We start from the raw sequence: 18,619 nt of genomic DNA, 5'->3' as shown, positions 1-18,619 counted from the left end.
CATGTCCAACATCGTCTGCTCCAGCGTCGACAAGAGTTATGGAGCGATCAATGTTATCAAAGACTTCAATCTGGATGTGGCCGACCAGAAGTTCATCGTCTTTCTGGGGCCCTCAGGATGCGGCAAGTCCACCCTGCTTCGCATGATCGCCGGGCTTGAGGAGATTTCCGGTGGCACTGTCTCGATCGGTGGAACGACGGTCAATGATCTCGAGCCAGGGGAGCGCGGGGTTGCCATGGTTTTCTAGAACTACGCGCTGTGGGAACACCGGTGGAGATCTACGAGAAGCCGGCAACGCTGTCCGTGGCCGGCTTTATCGGCACGCCGAACATGAATCTCATCGACGTCACAGTCGACAGCTATGAAATGGTTGGCTCCTTCGCGCCGGAGGAGGCGAGGTGAATGCTGCGCGAGGCAGCTTTAACCTGAGGCAGGGCCAGAAAGCCGCGCTCGGCATTCGTCCACCCGATCTTGTTCCTACGAGCGAAGGGGCAGGAACACGCTTGCCGGCATCGCCGACCGGATCGAATTCCATGGCAATGACGCACTTGTCAGCTTCAAATGTTTCAGAAAGGAAATCGGTGCATTGGTAATGGCATCATCCAACCCGAAGGCTGGCGACAGGTTATGTATTCGTTCGATGAATCCCGTCTTCATCTGTTTGACGCAACGACGGGCCAACCGCTGAAGGTGGATTAGGACCCTATGACGGTGTAGCGATCCAGCTTTTCAGGACGGCTTGATCCTCTTTGCTTGAGTGGGTTATAAAATTGATAATCGTCATTTTTTTTAAAGGAACGATAGCTACATCTCCTTCTCGTTTTTATAATCGTCAGAGTGTGGAGTGACGAAGGGGCCTACGCCGCTTCATTCTCCATGTTCTTGGGAAACCACCAATTCGACGTGAAGGTGAGCAAAGTTGCCTGAGGCCCGGTATACTCTTTCCCAGATTTCTGAACTTGCTCATATTCCCAGTCAAACAATCTACGCCTGGGAGCGTCGGTATAAAGCCCTGGTCCCGACAAGAACCAGCACAGGGCGCCGTACATACACGCGTGCAGACCTGCTCCGACTGAAGTTGCTGAAAGCCTGTGTCGACCAGGGTAGCCGCATCGGCACGATTGCTGGAATGAGCGAGGCAAGCCTCAAAGACCTGCTGGAATCTGAACGTGAGCGGCCGGCGAAACAGAGCATTCTATTGCATCACGCATTGGCGCTGGAACACGATGAACTCGATACCAAAATTGGGCTGGCGTTGATGAGCCTAGGTCCCGCAGCTTTCGCGGATCAGGCGCTCTCTCCTTTGATGTTGGAGATTGGTCACCGTTGGCGAGATGAACCCGATGCCATCGCCGCGGAACATATAATCACGGCTTCTACAAAATCTATCTTGTCTACAGCGCTTCGCTTGAGCCGCCCGCGGGCCATCAAAGCCGCCGCCGTCTTTGCCACACCAGAAGGGGAGCTCCATGAGCTGGGACTTCTAACTTCCGCATTGGTCGCTCAGAACTGTGGAATAAAAGCGACTTATCTCGGTGCCCAGATGCCTGTACCGCAGCTCTTTCATGTCGTTGAAGCGACCCAGGCGAAACTGCTTGTCGTGGCAAGCTCCATCGATGATCCCGAAGAGCTTGCAGCACAAGTCAATGAAATGCGGACGGCAGTTCCAAAGGGCGCCAGACTGCTCGTAGGGGGAAGGTCTTCCGCTCGTCTAAAACGCGAGGCCTTTCCCGGCGTTCTATTCTTTGATTCGGTAAGTGATTTTGAGGAATTTCTTCTCGCCGATTTTGGTTAGCTAGGCTGCAAACCCATCGTTTTCGAACCAATAGATTCCGTCTGTGATTTTCACCAGTGCAAAAGAATTTGCATAAAATTTGTATAGCCCTACCAAGCTAAAATCTGTCCTAACGTCAAACATTGAAGCCAATACGCTGGACACGGACATTTCGGCGCAGCCAAGCCGTAGTGGCGTCCGAGCCTTGTTAACTTCTTGCTAACCAATTCCACCACCTTCTTGCAACGTTGGCGCGAGTACGACGCCGTGCTCTAAGTCAAGGCGAGCGGGGACTTAACTTTATGGCTATTGTTAAAAAGAATAGAATTACTTCGAGTGAGGCTCGAGTTTCTTTTACATCCCCATCACGACTGAGCGGTGGGACGGTGCGTGATGCCGAGGTTCAACGCAAGCGGGCGCGGACGCTGGCAAAACAGCAGCAGGCGGCAGAACGGATTGCGGCGGCAACGTCAGAAATCGCCTCCGGTATCAACGAATCCGCTTCGGCCTCAGAAGAATTGAAGCGCGCTGCCGACCAGATCGCGGCAGGCGCCGAAGAATCCGCCGGTGCGGCCCAGGAATCGCTGGTGGCCTGTCGTCAGGTCATGGATTCTCTCACCCAGCAGCTTAAGGCTTCGGAACTCAGCCGGACGAAGATGGAGGCAACGCAGGCTTTGGTTCAGCGGACAGCAGGTGATATCGGCAGTCTGATCTCCAAGGTGAGCGTTGCTGCGCAACGCCAGGCAGGCTCCGTTCAACTGATTTCCGAACTTGAGAAACAGGCCGCCAATATCGGTGATATCGTCAAAGCCGTGGGGCGCATTGCCGACCAGACCAATTTGCTGGCGCTGAACGCAGCCATCGAGGCCGCTCGCGCCGGCAAGCATGGCAAGGGGTTTGCCGTTGTCGCCGACGAAGTCCGAACGCTGGCCGAAACGTCGGAAAAAAGCGCCAAGCAGATCGCCGATCTCGTGGGGCAAATCCAGGTCGATGTGACGGCCATTACGGACAGCATCAATTCGTCGGCCAAAGCGGTCGAGGCCCAGGTCGTGTGTGGGCAGGAGATTACAAAGCAGCTTGAGCAGATCAGGCTCGATGCGATCGATATCGTGACGGGTGTGAGCGAAATCGCAACTGGCGCCATCCAGTCTAATGCAGCCGCTGTGCAGGCGCTCAAGGGCTCTGAAGATATTGCGGCGGCGGCTCAGGAGCAGTCGGCGGCGGCGGAAGAATCCGCAAAGACGGTGGAAGAGCAGGCGACAGCCTTGTCGCAGTGCGAGCAGACAGCACAAGCGTTGAACGAATTGACGGAAGATCTCAAAAATTCGACGGATGTTGCTAAAAGTGCCGAAGAGGTGGCTTCCGCCGCCGAAGAGCTTTCTTCGGCCATTCAGGAAATCAATCGGTCGAGCAGCCAGATTATGACTGCGCTCGAAGAAATTCGAAAGGGATCGCAGACGGCAGCAGCGGCCACCGGGGAATCGGCGGCGGCTATGGGTCAGATCGAGCGGGGCGTCGAAATTGGCCAGAACCGTGCCACCAGCAGCCTTGAAAAATTGACATCGATGAAAAGTCTGCTTGGGGTAAACAAGATCGCCGTAGATGACATGATTGCGGGAATCTTCACGTCCGCCGACAGCACACGCAGCAGCATCAGGCAGGTCAAGGATCTCGCGGTCGTGTCGCGGCGGATCGACAAGATCGTCGAGGCGATTTCCAATGTCTCGATCCAGACCAACATGCTGGCCGTGAACGGCTCGATCGAAGCAGCTCGCGCCGGTGAATTCGGTAAGGGTTTTGCGGTCGTGGCCACAGATATCCGCAATCTGGCGCGTGACTCGGCTGAAAATGCCGACCGCATCAAGGACCTTGTGAAGGCCGTCCAGGATCAAATTCAGACGGTGAGCCGAGATCTCGACGAGATTGTGGAATCGGCGATCAACGAAGCCGAAAAGGCGAAAGCGACGACGGACAACCTCGTTTCGATCGAGCGTGATGTCAGCGATGTCGAAAGCGGCGCTCAGGTCATACTGACCAGCGCCAGTGAAATAGCGGTTGCCATCACACAGGCAAAAAAGGGCGTGGAGCAGATCGCGACTGCTTCTGAACAGGCGGAAAAAGCAGCGAGCGAAGCTGCCACTGCCGCGCGCCAACAGACGCAGAGTTCCGAAGAGCTTGCCAGCGCCGTCGAGGAAATTGCGTCCCTTGCCGACGAATTGCAAACCGCAGCCTGATCGAAGGAAATCGCAATGTCCTATGAAGACGCGGTCGTCGAAAACGACGATGCGATCTCGGCCGAAAAAAGTGACAACCAGTTCGTCACCTTCTCGGTCGAAGGCGAACTGTTCGCAGCACCCATGGCACCCGTTCAGGAAATCATCCGGGTGCCGGAACTGGCACGCGTTCCCTTGGCACCTGCCAGCTTGCTCGGCCTCTCCAATCTGCGCGGCCGCGTTTTGCCGATTGTCAATCTGCGCCGGATATTCGGCCTACCGGATATAGCCAACACCGATTCGACGCGCGCGCTGGTGATCAATCTAGGCACCCCAATGGGCTTTGTCGTCGATCGGGTCGCCAGCGTGATCGCGGTCGATGAGGAGACGATCGAATCTGTGGCGGGCATCTCCTCGTCCATCGATACGGACCTTCTGACCGGCGTCGTCAAGAACGCCGATGGCGAGATGGTCATGATCCTCGATTTCGGCCGACTGGTCGCTGGTGAGTTTGCGTCTGCCGTTGCTGGATCGAAAGGTGCTGGGGGCGCTGGTGTCGAACAAGCGATGCACAATGCCGACGAAGCAGAAGAAGAAGCAAGCGACGAACTTCAACTCGTATCCTTCACCGTGGATGGCCAGGAATACGCGGCAGAAATCGCCTCGGTTCAGGAAATCGTCCAGGTGCCGGCCCGTACAGTTCTTGTTCCCAACATGCCCGGTCATGTCCTGGGTTTGATGACGCTGCGCGAGCGACTGCTGCCGCTGGTGTCGTTGCGTGTCATGCTCGGCTTGCCGCGCATGACCGTGGATGAAACCCAGCGCATCGTCGTTTTGGGGCTTGCCGGCGGCCAGACCGTGGGCGTTGTCGCGGATTCTGTCGATGAGGTTCTGCGCATACCCCACAACGAAGTGGAGAGGATGCCATCACTGCTGTCGAAGAGCGGCGAGCTTGAAGAGGTATCATCGGTTTGTCGTCTTGATGGTGGCAAACGCCTCGTATCGGTGCTCGACACCGCTCGCATGTTCGACAATGCCGCATTGAAATCGGTGCTTGCTCAAGCGGCCCGCCCGGAGAGTAAAGTGAGCGATTCAGAGGAACAGGACAACGAAGACCTGGACAGCATCGAGGATGACGAACAGGTCGTCGTCTTCCGTCTGGGCGAGGAGGAATTCGGCGTGCCGATTGCCGCCGTTCACGAGATCGTGCGGGTTCCTGAAAAACTCACGCACGTTCCAAAAGCCCCGCATTTCGTGGAAGGCGTGATCAATCTGCGCGGCGCGGTGCTTCCCGTTATCGATCAGCGTCGCCGTCTCGGCTTGGCCGATCTGGAGCGGAACGACCGCCAGCGCATCATGGTCTATGCCTTCAACAATACGCGCACCGGGTTTATCGTGGATGCCGTCACGGAAGTGCTGAAGATACCGAAGAATGCCATAGAGAGGACTCCAAGCCTTTCGGGAGAACAGCAACGCATTCTTGGCCGGATCGCCAACCTGGAAAACCAGAAGCGCATGATCATGCTTCTCGATCCAATGGCTCTGCTGTCAGATACCGAAGTGGCCAAAATCTCGGCGATCGAGTGACCTTGAGCATGGCCAAGAAAGTCCTCGTCGTCGATGACTCGGCACTGATGCGCAAACATATCGGCAGCCTGCTGAAGGATGCCGGTTTCGACGTCATCCTTGCTCGTAACGGGCAGGAAGCGGTGGAAATGGTCCTCGCATCGAATCCGGATGTTGTGACGCTCGACATTAACATGCCGGAGATGGATGGACTGACCGCGCTATCGCAAATCATGACGGCGCGACCAACACCGACTGTCATGGTTTCATCGCTCACCAACAAGGGCGCCCTTGCTACACTGGAAGCGTTGGCGATGGGCGCCGTAGATTATGTCGCTAAACCTGGCGGCACGATCTCCCTGTCGATCGACACCATCGCCGACAGCCTGGTTGCCAAGGTCAAGGCAGCGGCTACGGCGCAGGTAAAGGGCTTGCGCTCGCGGACACAGGTTACGGCGCCGCCGGTGCAGCGGAAGCCTGCTCTCAACCGCATTCCCGATGCCCGGAAGCATGCCTCAAATTCGTTCGGCCTGGTGCTGATCGGGGTCTCGACGGGTGGTCCGAGAACCCTTGAGGAGATCCTGCCGCTTCTGCCTGCAGACTTTTCATGGCCGGTGCTGGTGGTCCAGCATATGCCAGCCTCGTTCACGGCGCCGTTCGCCGTTCGCATGAACTCGCTGTGCCGGCTCCATGTAAAGGAAGCCGCTGCTATCGAGGACATTCAGCCGGGCACGATTTACATCGCCCGCGGCGGCTCGGACATGGCCGTAAGCGAACGGGCAGGCCGGCTCATCATCACCAGCAAGCCGGAATCGTCGAAATACCTGTGGCATCCATCTGTCGATGTGCTGGTGGCATCAGCGCTTGACCACGTTTCAGCAGACAGGCTGATCGGCGTTCAACTGACCGGCATGGGCTATGACGGCGCCGAGACGATGGCGGAGTTGAAACGGCGGGGAGGGCGAACGATCGCCGAAAGCGAAGATACGGCAGTCATCTTTGGGATGCCAAAAGAGCTGATCGGCCGTGGCGGCGCCACGACTATTCTTCCATCTGGCAAGATCGCCAGCCAAATCGACCGTTGGTTGAGATAGGAAATCCGAAGTGCCGCTGATCAAACCTGTCAAAAGAACCGACACACCTGACGTCACGGCAAGCGATAGCCTTCCCATTGCCGATCTCCTGTCGATGCTCGGTAGTGAGTTGCCCGAAGTAAGGCAATCTGCCCTCAGTGGGCTGGTAGAATACCCCGAGGCTGCTGCCGTTCTGTGTCGACAATTTGAGTCGGAGCAGGATGCGGCCACCCGTGACATGATCGCCGTCGTCTTGAGCAGAATGGGCGGTGCCCAGACTGTGGAAGGTCTGCTGCCATTGCTGCGGTCCGACAATGCAACGCTGCGCAACAGTGTCATCGGGATTCTCAAGGAATTGCCGGCCGAGGTTGCTCCTCATATGGAGGCCTTGCTCGACAATCCCGATTCGGACGTGCGCATCTTGGTCGTCAATGTTCTGGAATCGCTGCGGCATCCAAAAGTCGAAGATTGGCTGATTGCTGTGATCAGCGTCGATGCCCATGTCAATGTCGTCGCGACTGCGCTCGACCTGCTGAGAGAGGTCGGTACTGATGCGGCATTGCCGGCCCTGGGCGGCGTCACCACAAGGTTTCCCGATGAACCCTTTATTGCATTTGCGGTCAACAATGCTCTGAAGCAAATCCAGAGTGCGGGATGATGGCGGAAAATGCGATCAGCGCGGAAGATTTCATTAAATTCAGCGAATTCTTTTACCGTAAAACCGGCATTTCATTCGAAGAGTCGAAGCGCTATTTTGTCGATAAACGGCTGATGGAACGGATCGCCGCGACAAGCAGCACAAATTTCAAAGCCTATTTCAGCATGTTGCGCTTTCAGGCATCCGGAGCCGAAACCCAGATATTGACCAATTTGATGACGGTCAATGAAACCTATTTCTTTAGGGAAGCTTATCAGTTCGACTGTCTTGTCAATTCGATGCTGGAGGAAGTCGTCCAATACAAGCAGCCGGGCGAAACGATCCGCATCTGGTCGATACCGTCTTCCTCCGGGGAGGAGCCTTATTCGATCGTGATTTATCTCCTTGAGCACTGGGCAAAGCTCAATCAGTACGATGTGGAGATACTGGCCTCCGACATTGATACGGCCATCCTGGAAACAGCCCGACGCGGTATTTTCACGTCGCGTTCCGTCCAGAATGTGAGCCAGGAGCTATTGAAGAAATACTTCAGAAAGCTCCCGGGCGGCAACTGGCAGATATCCGACGACATCCGGGATTCGGTGGACTTTTCTCGCGTCAATCTGATCGAGGCGGGTGACACGCGCCGCTTCAGCCGGATCGATGTCATCTTCTGCCGCAACCTGCTCATCTATTTCGACGATATTTCGCGTCAAGCCGCAGCCAAGACCTTTTACCAGGCCATGAGCCCAGGCGCCTTCATTTGCCTCGGACACTCCGAGTCCATGAGCCGGATGTCGAGCCTGTTTTCCGTGCGCAAGTTCAAGGACGCCATCGTGTATCAAAAACCCCTGAGAGGTCAGGCATGAAACAGGTTCTGATCATAGACGATGCAGCCACCGTACGGATGTATCACCGCCAGATTTTGGAGGAAGCCGGCTTTGGCGTCGACGAGGCCATCAACGGGATCGAGGCAATCGAGAAAATACTGTCGAAAAAGTATGAGTTGCTCGTCGTTGACGTCAATATGCCGAAAATGAACGGATATGCATTTCTGCAGGAAATCCGATCGAAGGCCGAGGTCTACCAAGCGCCGGCAATCATGGTTTCGACGGAGGCCGAAGAAAGGGACCGGCAGGCTGCGCTGCAGGCAGGCGCCAATTTTTATCTGGTCAAGCCAACCAAGCCCGGCGAACTCTCAAGCGCTGCAAGACTGTTGACGGGATCCGCATCATGAACCCGTTGCTGCAACAGTTTCTCAGCGAAGGCCGTGACTTTATTGAGCAGATTGGCCAGAAGCTTCTGATATTGGAAGAGACGCCCAATAACGAGGCAGTGGTCGGCGAGCTTTTCCGGTTCGTCCATACGCTCAAGGGCAATTCAGGGTTATTCGATCTGCCGATCCTGACGCGTGTGGTCCACGCCGCAGAAGATCTGCTCGACCGCGTTCGCGACCACGAATTGACTGTCACATCCGAACTGACGGACGATCTTCTTTCCGCAATGGATTTTGTCGTGCAATTGCTGGACGAGATCGAGGACGGTGGCACTATTCCGGATACCTATCTGCCCGACGCGACGAAGCTGGTCGACCGTCTGCGCAGCCTTTTGCCAGAGCGTGACGTCCATGAAGACGAGGAGGGCGCAGAAGAGACGATGCCCGCGCCAACGGACTGGTCCTGGCTTTCCCGATTGACGGAAGAGCAGCGGGTGCAGGCACTCGCGCAAACCCCTGCCGATCAAGCCATCTGGGCTTTGTTTTACCTGCCCGAGCCGCAATGCTTCTTCAAAGGCGAAGACCCGTTGCTGCTTTTGAAGCACGTGCCCGGCCTCGCCGGATTTTCCATTCGCGCAGCCCAACCGTGGTCTCCGTTGGATGAACTGGACATCTACACGGCGAACCTGGCGATAGACGCGTTGAGCATGGCGGATCGCGCCGAATTGGACGAGCACCTGCGTTACGTGCCCGAACAAATTGCTGTCTACCAGCTTCCCCGTTTCGCTCTTGCGGTGCCAACCGGCGATGCAAGCGAAGTTCCTGGTGTATATGCGGATTTCTTTGACAGGGCGAGGGATTGCCTGGGCCGAAGCGATATGGATGGCTTGCGTGTTGCCGTCGATGCCATGCTCGATATGATCAATCCAACGCTTTGGATGGCGTCGGCACTCCGCTGGTGCCTGTGTCTTCAAGATATGGGATTTGATACCTCCGTGCTGGCCTTCCACTTGGAAGCCACAGCCGACCATAAAATTCCGGACTGGTTTCTGTTCAACCGAACGCAGTCAGCTTCCTTGAATGCCCCTGACAAGCAGGCAGCACCAATCGCTGTTGAAGACCCAAAGTTGCCCGCTGGCACTCTGAGCGACATGGAGCTTGCCCTTTGGGACCGGATTTTTGAAACACAACGCCAATTCCTTGCAATCCCATCGGCATCGGCCCAATGGGGCGGGCGGCTTGCTTCGGTCTACAATACGTTGACTGGCCTGCTGAGGGCGAAGGGTGACGTCCAGGCGCTGGCGGCGCTTGAGGATGCGGCAGAAACGTCAGAGCAGGAAAAGAGCTTTGCCCCTTTGCTGGAATTTTTGGATGGTTACGGGCCGATTGCCGTGTGTAATGACGAACCGCTGGCCATCGTCGCAGAGGAGACGGTCGTGCCCATGGTGGTAGAACTGGCCGCTGAACGTCAGATCAGACAGGATCGTCGCGCTGGCGAAGGCGCTATAGAAAGTACCCGCCGTGCTGCCGAAGTATCCGCAGACAAAGCTGTTCGGACTCTCAAGGTGCCGCAGGAAAAGGTCGACCGGCTGATGGATCTGATCGGCGAAATGGTCGTCGCCAAGAATGCGCTTCCCTATCTTGCCGCGCGCGCCGAGGACGTCTTCGGATCACGGGAACTCGGGCGCGAGATCAAGTCGCAATATGCGATCATCAATCGCATCGCTGAAGAAATGCAAGACGGGATCATGCAGGTCCGGATGCTGCCAGTCGATGCGATTTTCCAGCGATTTCCGCGTTTGGTGCGCGATGTTGCCAAGCAGCTGGGCAAGAAGGTTCGCCTGGTCATCGAGGGCGAAGATACCGAAGCCGACAAGAACATCATCGAATCTCTGGGCGATCCGATGATTCATATCCTTCGTAACAGCCTCGACCACGGCATCGAAATGCCGGAGGTGCGAGCAGCCGACGGAAAGGCTGAAGAGGGCAGGTTGAGCGTTCGTGCCAGCCAGGAGGGCGACCGCGTTCTGATCGAGATCGAGGACGATGGCAAGGGGATCGATCCCGCCGTCATCAAACGCAAGGCCTTCGAAAAGGGTCTTATAGACGAACAACGTCTGGATACGATTTCGGACGCGGATGCCGTGCAACTTGTTTTCGCCGCGGGTTTTTCGACCGCAGAAACCGTCTCCAATCTTTCGGGTCGCGGTGTCGGCATGGATGTCGTCAGAAGCAGTCTTGAAAAGGTGGGGGGCCAGGTTCGGTTGACGAGTGAGAAGGGCAAGGGAACGAAGATCATCCTGTCCCTGCCTTTGTCGATGAGCGTTTCCAACGTCATGATGGTCGATATCGGCGGGCAGAATTTCGGCGTGCCGATCGACGTCGTGGTCGAGACCGTGCGGATCAAGCAGAGCGATATCCATATTTTCAAACAGAGGCGTACCGCCGTGCTGCGCGGGCGCATCGTACCGCTCTACAGCACCGATGAACTGCTGGCGTCACACAATCCCCCAAAGCCTAATGCCGATGGCGAATATGCCGTTCTGGTGGCGCGCGTGCACGGTGAAACGGTCGGCATCGTGGTCGATGGATTCGCCCAGACGATCGACGTCATTCTGAAGCCTCTGGAGGGTGCGCTTGCAGGGCTTGCGGGTTTTGCCGGCAGCGCCCTTCTTGGAGACGGTAGCGTTCTGTTGGTTCTCAACATCAAGGAGTTGATCTGATGCCAGTCAAGTTTACGAGGACGAAAGCCGAGTTTTCTGGAGAATGCACCGTGGAAGAAGCCGAGACGATATTCGAATGGCTGCGAAAAACGCCGAAAGGCGAACTTCACCTTGCCGGGGTGACGCATTTTCACGCCGCAATACTGCAAACCCTCATGATCACGCAAAACAAAATTAGCGCGATGCCGCGAGACTCTTTTGCCGCCGAATGTATGCGCCAAGTCAGATCTGCATAAAGCTAGGATATTCCCATGAAAACGATACTTGTTGTTGATGACTCCGATTTGATACGCTGGGTTATGAAAACCGCGCTTGAGGGCGAAGGCTTCAAAGTCGAGATGGCTGAGGACGGTGTGAAAGCCATCGAATTGATCACCGGGGGTTTAAAGCCCGATTTGATTATCACCGACCTGAATATGCCAAACATGGACGGGCTGGCCCTGATCCAGAACGTGCGACCTATGCTGCGCTTTACGCCGATTTTGGTTGTTTCGACAGAAAGTCAGGCTAGCAAGCGCGACGAGGCCAAAAAACTCGGCGCAACCGGTTGGCTGACCAAGCCTGTCAATCCGGAGGATCTGTTGAAAGTCATTAGACGTGTGCTGCCTGGAGCTTAGATCCTAACCGCTCAACGCTTTTTGCCATTCCGTTTAAACAGGTGTTTTCAGGTGCCTCCGTTCGTTATCGCTATCGCAAACCGGAAGGGGGGAACTGGCAAAACGACGACTGCCGTAAATTTGGCGGTTGGCTTTGCCAAACGCGGTGTCAAAACGCTGTTGATCGATCTCGACACACAAGGCCATGCCGGTATCGGTCTAGGGGTTGTCGCGGCTAAAACCGAACCAAGCGCCCATGATATCTTTACGCACGGTCCCGAAGCGCTCGATAAGGCTATCCGCTCCACATCCGATACTCGTCTCGACATTGCACCCGCGTATTTGCAAATGTTCCACCCCGGCGAGGGAGTTTCCCCGGGGCTGTTGGCAAAAGCGATTGCATTGCTTGATGAGAAACGAAACTACGGGGTTATCGTAATCGATACGCCGCCTTCTCTTGATGCGCTGCTGGTCAACGCTTTGGCTTCGGCGCATGGCGTCGTCATACCCTTTCTCCCGCATCCCCTATCCGCAGAAGGGGTTCACCAATTTGCCAAGGTCTTTTTCAGTGTGAGGCTTTCGGAAAATCCTGCCTTGAAATTTGTCGCACTGACGCCGGTCCAGGCCAACCCCAACATGGTTATTCACAAGAGCACGATCGAAGCACTGCGCCTTCAATTCGGTGCCGGGCGTCTGACGGGTCCGATCCGTACCGACATCAAACTTGCAGAGGCCTTTGCTTTTCATCAGTCTGTTTTCGAGTATGCACCCGCCAGCCGGGGCGCTCATGATTATGGTCTGCTGACAGAGGAACTCGGGCGGAACTGGAAAATTTTGATGTAAGATATTGTCATATACGACCAAATGAGTGGTCAGTTTGCGAACACCGATCCGTCAAGCCAAGCATTGGCTCATAATCTGACGGATGTGCTTGTTTGTATCCCGAAGGTCACGATGAGCTTGGCGTTTCTTCTTGTGGAAGTCGCTGATTTTCCCGTGTTGAGGAGAGATTGCCTCCTTCATCTTGCTCATCTTGGCAGCAAGATCGGCGAGAGATACGCGCTTGTCCGCACAGCCGCCAATAATCGCTGCTCCTAGAAGCACAGGTTCGCTGGTTTCTGGTAGCTGCACTGTCAGTAAGGTGCTGTCTGCAAGGATCTGGCGAAACAGAGGGCTTCGAGCAGCGCCTCCCGAAACCACGATCGACTGAAGAGGAAGACCCTTTGCGATAAGAGCATCAACTATGTCGCAGGTTCCGTAACAAAGTCCGCAGAGCGTGGCGACATAAAGCTCAACGAGGTTATCGATGCTGTTGTCGAGCCGTAGCCCTGCGATGATTGCCGTAGCGAACGGATCAGCCTCCGGTGAGCGGTTGCCGAGCAGTTCCGGGACGACATGAATGCTTCTGGCAAGGCGTGCCGCCTCAGCAACGCCGCCTGCCTTTTCTGTCGAAAGGCGCTCCAGCATGACGAGAAGGTCTAATCCCTCCGCTGAAGCTTGGTCTTGTGCTGCGTGCGCGGCCGGGTGCATCGCAACGATGTAGGCAAGTGCGGCACCAAATGCAGACTGGCCACCTTCGTTGAGCCAAACTCCGGGCAGCATGGCGCTGCTGTAGGGTCCCCAAATGCCGTTGATGAATGTGGGCTCGGCGGAAACCGTCATGGCGCAGGCGGACGTGCCCATGATCAGCGCAAGCCGGGTCCTAAGGTCATCACCGTCCGCCAAAGATGGGGCCGCTATTGTGCCGATGCCGCCGGCATGGGCATCGATTGCGGAAAGGCCAACCGGCGTGCCTGGCAGGATGCCAAGGTCCTCGGCCGCCTCGGTAAGCAAGCCCTCGGCGATGGGCGCCCCGATTTCGTCAACCGTCCTGCCAATTCGCGCAAAATCGTCTTTCGCGAGTTCGCAAAGGCCGATAGCCTTGAGGAATTCCTCATCCCACCGGTGCTCGTGGGCGAGATAGGTCCATTTGCAAGTGACGGTGCAGAGTGATCGCGTCGCATCTCCTGTCGCGCGGAATGTGAGATAGTCCGCAAGGTCGAAAAAATGCTCTGCCTGATCGAAGCTGGGACGGTTGTTCTCCTTCAGCCACAATAGTTTAGGCATCTGCATTTCCGGCGAAATGCGGCCTCCAACATAGGAAAGGACGTGATGTGGCCGACTGTTGATCCGCTCCGCCTGCTCGGTCGCACGATGGTCCATCCAGACAATGACGTCTCGGCTCGGATCTCCTCCCGGCAGAGTAGGCAGAGAGGTTGCATCCTTACCGACGATGACCATAGAGCAGGTGGCGTCGAAACCAATCCCCTTGACCAAAGCCGGACCGACGTTTGCCTCACGCATCGCCTGTCGAAGCGCGAGGCAGATTGCTTGCCATATGTCTTCCGACGACTGTTCGAAGATCTCGCCGGGCCCCGACCACATCCTTATCGGATGGGCGGCGCTTGCAAGTAGCGAGCCATCATCGTTGAAGAGGCCAGCGCGGGCGCTGCCCGTGCCAACGTCAATCCCTGCATAGACTGCCATTGCCTTTTTCTCGCTGTGTCAGGCAGAAGCAAAATCGCTGAGCTTTTTCAACAAAAGCACGCCGACCGTAGCGCCCGCATCTTGAAGACCGATAGTCTTTTCCTGGAAGGCTGCGGCCTTGCCGTGCTGGGCGACCATGGTCTTGGTTTTTTCCAGCGCCTCTTCCGCCGTCGCTGCCGCTGCCGCAAGGGCAACAGGAAGAGAGGCGCCGGCGGCGGCCTGCTCTTCGAGCATGCGGGCGGCGGGATCGAGAACATCGACAATCGTCTTGTCGCCGACCTTCGCCTTGCCGCGCTCGGCGATGCCATTGCGGTAAGCAGCCCAGAATGCCGCCATCTCGGCCGTGCCAAGGGAGGTTGCCGTGTCGACAGCCTTGCTGGCGCGAAGGAAACCCGTTGCCGTCAGCGTGCCCATGGTTGACGGGGCTGTCCGGGCCATGGTGGCACCGGCGGTGCGCAACAGCTTGGCAATGCCAGCGGCCTCGCCCTCGGCCGCAACGGCTTCGGCGGCTGCAGCAAAGGACTTACTCATGGTGATGCCGAGATCGCTGTCGCCAACCTTTCCGTCGAGAGCGATCAGAAATTCTCGCTGTTCGGCAAAAAGCTGTCTCCAGGCATCGAACAGGTCGATCAGATCAGAAGCTTTAATGGCGTCCATGGCTTCGTCCTCACGCAGAAAAATGCTTGAAGAACGGTGTGTTGGCTGGTGCCGCAACCAGACGGTCGAGCTCCGCGTCGAGGTGCAGGATCGAAACGGATGCGCCGGCCATTTCCATGGAGGTGGCGAATTCGCCGACCCAGACATGCTTGGCGATGATACCACGGCCTTCAAGCAGCTGTGCGACTCGGCGGAAGAGGATGTAGAGTTCTTCCAGGGGTGTACCTCCGAGACCGTTTATCAGAACGGCAACCTCGTCGCCGGATTTATAATCCTGCTCCACGAATATGCGTTCCATCATCTCGTCGATGACAGCATCGGCGGTGCCGAGCTTCTTGCGGCTGATACCCGGTTCGCCATGAATGCCCATGCCGATTTCCATTTCGTCCTCACCGATCGAGAAGGTTGCGTGGCCGATTTCCGGCACGACGCAACTCGAAAGCGCGACGCCCATGGTGCGGGTGCGCAGGCGCGCCTTCTCGGCCACCCGGTGCACCTCGTCGAGTGACAGCCCTTCGGCTGCGGCGGCACCGGCGGTCTTGTAAACGAAATAGATGCCCGCGACGCCTCGGCGCTTATGCTCTTCACCGACCTTCGACGAGGCGACGTCATCATTGCCGACACATTGTTTGACCTCGATGCCGTCGAGATCCGCCAGTTCGGCGGCCATGTCGAAGTTGATGATGTCGCCGCTGTAATTGCCGTAGATGTAGAGAACGCCGGCGCCCTGATCGATCGCCTTGGTGACCTGATACATTTGCTCGGAGCTCGGCGACTGGAAGACGCCGCCGACAGCTGCACCATCCAGCATGCCATCGCCGACATAGCCGAGGAAGAGTGGTAGATGGCCGGAACCGCCGCCGGTCGCTATCCCGACCTTGCCGGTCTTCGGGTTCGCGGTGACCATGCAGCGCTTGTCTTCGGCCACAAAGGTGACTTGTGGGTGAGCGCGGTAGATGCCTTCCAACATCTCGTCCACGAAGTTTACAGGATCGTTCAGGAATTTTTTCATGGCTTTTCTCCGGATAAGCTTATTTCTTGCGCTGGCGCGTGACGAAGAATGCTGCTGCCAGCAGGATGAAGACGCCGACCACGAGCCGCTGCCAGGTGCTCGGTATGCCGACCAGCACGAGCACGCTGTTAATGACAACGATCAGAAGTACGCCGAGAATGGTGCCGAGCACCGTGCCCGTGCCACCGGTTATCTTGGCGCCGCCGAGCACGACTGCCGCGATAACGTTGATCTCGGTGCCAACTAAATCGAAAGGATTGGCTTGACGGTTGGCGCAGACATGGATGATGCCGGCCAGACCGGCAAGCGCGCCTGCATATCCAAAGATAAAGATATGCAGCTTTTTCAGGTCGTAACCGAGACGGCTCGCAATATTGGCATTACCACCCATGGCGAAGATCGCGCGGCCCATCAGTGTGCGGTTCAAGATCCACCAGGTGATGAAGGCAGCGATCGGCAGCACGAGGAAATAGAATGGCAGGGTAATCGTCGCGCCGTTGGCGGATTCGAACTGGAGAAGCGGAAGGCGGCCAAAGGCGCCCATCTGCGGCGGCAGCGACATGATCCAGACCGTGCCGATGAAGGACAGAAGGAAACCGCGGAACAGGTATTGCGTGCCGATCGTGACGATCAGCGACGGCACCTTGAGGTGGTGCACTAGCAATCCGTTGATGACGCCTAGCAGAGCTCCGCCGACGGTTGCAACCAGCAGGATCACGGCGATCGGCAGTCCCGGCAGGTGGTTCTGGACCAGTACCGTCAGCGAATACATTGTAAACGCTGCGATTGCCGTGAACGATACGTCAATGCCGCCGGCGGCGAGAATGATGAAGACGCCAAGCGCAAACAGGCCCATCACCACGCTGGCGCGTCCGATATCGACCAGGGTCGAGGGTTGCAGGAAGGCCGGGTTGGCAATCGCCACAATGATGCAGATCGCAACGAGCAGTATGGCCGTGATGGTTTCCGGCCGCCGGCGCACCAGATCGGCAAGACTGAAGACCCGCCGTTCCGCCGTCCCCTGCTTGAGCTCTTCCAGTCGTGAAGTGTTCATTGGGCTGTCTCCAGCTTGGATGTCAGCATGGCTCGGTAAAGCTGGTCTTCCGTGGCCTGTTCTGCGTCGAATTCGGCAACCACCTTGCCGCCATTCATGACCAGGATGCGGTCGGCGTTCTGGAGCAGTTCGGGAAGATCGTCGCTGACAATGATCAGTCCGATGCCCCTTTCGGCAAGCGCCTGAATGGCCCGATAGATCGTATCCTTCGAGCCGACATCGACGCCTACGGTTGGGCCGTGCAGCACCAGCAGCTTCGGTGCTATGCTAAGCCAGCGGCCGATCAGCACGCGCTGCTGGTTGCCGCCCGAAAGCGCACCGACCGGCAGATCGAGGTTCTTGGTGTTGAGGCGCATTTCCTCGGAAAGCCTTGCGGCCGTTTCGCGGCCAGCCTGCTTATCGATGATACCGAAGCGGTTGCTCAGCCGTGTGAGGATCAGCGCGATCTCGTTCTCAAAAATCGACTTGTCGAGAAAAAGGCCTTCGGCAAGACGGTCCTCAGGCACGTAGCCTATCCCGTGGTCGATCGCGTCCGCTGGACGGCGGATCGTTACCTGCCGGCCATCGAGCGTGATTGTACCGGCGCGGGCCGGCGCCACACCGGTAATCGCCATTGCAAATTCGTTGCGGCCAGAATCCGCCAGCCCGGTAATGCCGAGGATTTCGCCCTTGCGCAGACTGAGATCCATCGTCTCGACGCCTGCGGCGCTCAAGCCTTTCACGGAGAACAGTTCGCCGTCCAGTGGCTTGGCAGTGCGGTAACGGGCGGAGTCAATCGCGCGGCCGGTCATCAGCTCGGCGATCTGCGTCTTGGTGTAATCCTCGATCGGTCCCTGAGCGACGCATTGTCCATCACGGAATACGACCACATTTCCGCCAATCCGGTAACATTCGTCCAGCTTGTGGGTAACAAACAGAACGGCGACGTTTTCCTGTCGAAGCCTTTCGACCACACGAATGAGATTGTCGACCTCGCGGCGGGTGAGCGACGTTGTCGGTTCGTCCATGATCACCAGCTTGGCGCGCGTGGCGATGGCACGGGCAATCGCGACCAATTGACGCGCGGCCAGCGGCAGATCGGACACGATGGTATTTAGAAAGGCGCCATCGCTCGGCAGGCCGACGGTTGCTAGCGCTTTTTCAGACGTTTCCTTCAAGCGTTTACGATCAAAGAGGCGGCCAAGCCGGCCCTGACCGGAAACCAGTTGCTCGTTCAGCGCGACGTTTTCCGCCACTGTCAGGTTCGGCAGCAGCGATAGGTCTTGGTAGACGGTTTCGATGCCGGCGCTCAGCGACTGGATCGGCGTCATAGCCGAATATATTTTGCTTTCCAGGATGATTTCGCCGGCACTCGGCGAGATCGCGCCTGACATGATCTTGATCACGGTGCTTTTGCCGCAGCCGTTTTCACCAAGCAGGTGATAGGCCTGGCCAAGATTGATCGTCAGGTCGATGCCGCGCAACGCATGCACGCCGCCGAACCATTTCTGGATATTGCAAAGTTCCAGAAACCGGCTCGATGCCTCTTGGGTGTTGGAAGTCGCCGACAATGGAAAGTCCTCTTTCATTGCG

General features: G+C 57.0%; 17 protein-coding genes and 1 pseudogene. 13 read left to right on the top strand and 5 right to left on the bottom strand.

The window, feature by feature from the left end:
• Nucleotide 1: 1 nt before the first annotated feature.
• The 13 genes and pseudogenes from EPK99_RS01370 to EPK99_RS01315 all read left to right on the top strand — a co-directional run.
• Nucleotides 2–244, top strand: a pseudogene (locus tag EPK99_RS01370) (ATP-binding cassette domain-containing protein); the annotation flags it as partial.
• A gap of 26 nt (nt 245–270) precedes the next feature.
• On the top strand, nt 271–402 hold the full coding sequence (locus EPK99_RS25870) for a hypothetical protein (protein WP_281033431.1): 132 nt from the start codon (nt 271–273) through the stop codon (nt 400–402).
• A 517-nt stretch (nt 403–919) separates the two neighbouring features.
• The gene (locus EPK99_RS01365; RefSeq protein WP_128440837.1) at nt 920–1,795 is read left to right on the top strand and encodes a MerR family transcriptional regulator; all 876 of its coding nucleotides are present in this window, start codon (nt 920–922) and stop codon (nt 1,793–1,795) included.
• 365 nt (nt 1,796–2,160) lie between these two features.
• A complete protein-coding gene (locus EPK99_RS01360) occupies nt 2,161–4,008 on the top strand; it encodes a methyl-accepting chemotaxis protein (RefSeq protein ID WP_245455587.1) in 1,848 nt (615 codons plus the stop codon).
• A 15-nt stretch (nt 4,009–4,023) separates the two neighbouring features.
• Nucleotides 4,024–5,574 carry a chemotaxis protein CheW gene (locus EPK99_RS01355; protein WP_128440835.1) on the top strand — a complete coding sequence of 517 codons (1,551 nt, stop codon included), beginning with the start codon at nt 4,024–4,026 and terminating at the stop codon, nt 5,572–5,574.
• An 8-nt stretch (nt 5,575–5,582) separates the two neighbouring features.
• A complete protein-coding gene (gene cheB, locus EPK99_RS01350) occupies nt 5,583–6,647 on the top strand; it encodes a chemotaxis-specific protein-glutamate methyltransferase CheB (RefSeq protein WP_128440834.1) in 1,065 nt (354 codons plus the stop codon).
• A gap of 10 nt (nt 6,648–6,657) precedes the next feature.
• The gene (locus tag EPK99_RS01345) at nt 6,658–7,284 is read left to right on the top strand and encodes a HEAT repeat domain-containing protein (protein WP_205909029.1); all 627 of its coding nucleotides are present in this window, start codon (nt 6,658–6,660) and stop codon (nt 7,282–7,284) included.
• Nucleotides 7,281–8,132 carry a CheR family methyltransferase gene (locus EPK99_RS01340; RefSeq protein ID WP_205909028.1) on the top strand — a complete coding sequence of 284 codons (852 nt, stop codon included), beginning with the start codon at nt 7,281–7,283 and terminating at the stop codon, nt 8,130–8,132. Before EPK99_RS01345 ends, EPK99_RS01340 begins: the two co-directional genes overlap by 4 nt.
• A complete protein-coding gene (locus EPK99_RS01335) occupies nt 8,129–8,500 on the top strand; it encodes a response regulator (protein WP_128440833.1) in 372 nt (123 codons plus the stop codon). The genes EPK99_RS01340 and EPK99_RS01335 overlap by 4 nt, the downstream gene beginning before the upstream one ends.
• Nucleotides 8,497–11,202 carry a chemotaxis protein CheA gene (locus tag EPK99_RS01330; RefSeq protein ID WP_128440832.1) on the top strand — a complete coding sequence of 902 codons (2,706 nt, stop codon included), beginning with the start codon at nt 8,497–8,499 and terminating at the stop codon, nt 11,200–11,202. The genes EPK99_RS01335 and EPK99_RS01330 overlap by 4 nt, the downstream gene beginning before the upstream one ends.
• Nucleotides 11,202–11,438 (top strand): hypothetical protein, encoded by a 237-nt coding sequence (locus EPK99_RS01325; RefSeq protein ID WP_128440831.1) that lies wholly within the window; start codon nt 11,202–11,204, stop codon nt 11,436–11,438. The genes EPK99_RS01330 and EPK99_RS01325 overlap by 1 nt, the downstream gene beginning before the upstream one ends.
• A gap of 15 nt (nt 11,439–11,453) precedes the next feature.
• Entirely contained in the window at nt 11,454–11,819 is a 366-nt protein-coding gene (locus EPK99_RS01320; RefSeq protein WP_128440830.1) for a response regulator, read from the top strand.
• 51 nt (nt 11,820–11,870) lie between these two features.
• Nucleotides 11,871–12,641, top strand: coding sequence for a ParA family protein (locus EPK99_RS01315; protein WP_128440829.1), 771 nt, complete (start codon nt 11,871–11,873; stop codon nt 12,639–12,641).
• A 51-nt stretch (nt 12,642–12,692) separates the two neighbouring features.
• Here the strand turns inward: EPK99_RS01315 and EPK99_RS01310 are convergent, their stop codons facing one another.
• The 5 genes from EPK99_RS01310 to EPK99_RS01290 are packed head-to-tail and all read right to left on the bottom strand — an operon-like array spanning nt 12,693 to nt 18,615.
• Complete coding sequence (locus tag EPK99_RS01310) at nt 12,693–14,324, bottom strand: FGGY-family carbohydrate kinase (protein ID WP_128440828.1); 1,632 nt, start codon at nt 14,322–14,324, stop codon at nt 12,693–12,695.
• Between the two features lie 18 nt (nt 14,325–14,342).
• Nucleotides 14,343–14,981: a dihydroxyacetone kinase family protein gene (locus EPK99_RS01305; protein WP_128440827.1), complete on the bottom strand. Its 639-nt coding sequence runs from the start codon at nt 14,979–14,981 to the stop codon at nt 14,343–14,345.
• 10 nt (nt 14,982–14,991) lie between these two features.
• Complete coding sequence (locus tag EPK99_RS01300) at nt 14,992–15,993, bottom strand: dihydroxyacetone kinase subunit DhaK (RefSeq protein WP_128440826.1); 1,002 nt, start codon at nt 15,991–15,993, stop codon at nt 14,992–14,994.
• 19 nt (nt 15,994–16,012) lie between these two features.
• Nucleotides 16,013–17,047, bottom strand: a complete 1,035-nt coding sequence (locus EPK99_RS01295; RefSeq protein WP_128440825.1) for an ABC transporter permease — start codon at nt 17,045–17,047, stop codon at nt 16,013–16,015.
• Nucleotides 17,044–18,615, bottom strand: a complete 1,572-nt coding sequence (locus EPK99_RS01290; RefSeq protein WP_128440824.1) for a sugar ABC transporter ATP-binding protein — start codon at nt 18,613–18,615, stop codon at nt 17,044–17,046. Before EPK99_RS01290 ends, EPK99_RS01295 begins: the two co-directional genes overlap by 4 nt.
• Nucleotides 18,616–18,619 lie beyond the last annotated feature (4 nt).

The organism is Neorhizobium lilium (genome assembly GCF_004053875.1).
Taxonomy (GTDB): Bacteria; Pseudomonadota; Alphaproteobacteria; order Rhizobiales; family Rhizobiaceae; genus Neorhizobium; species Neorhizobium lilii.
The sequence above is the reverse complement of the archived record's forward strand: the minus strand, read 5'-3'. Positions and strand labels throughout refer to the sequence as shown.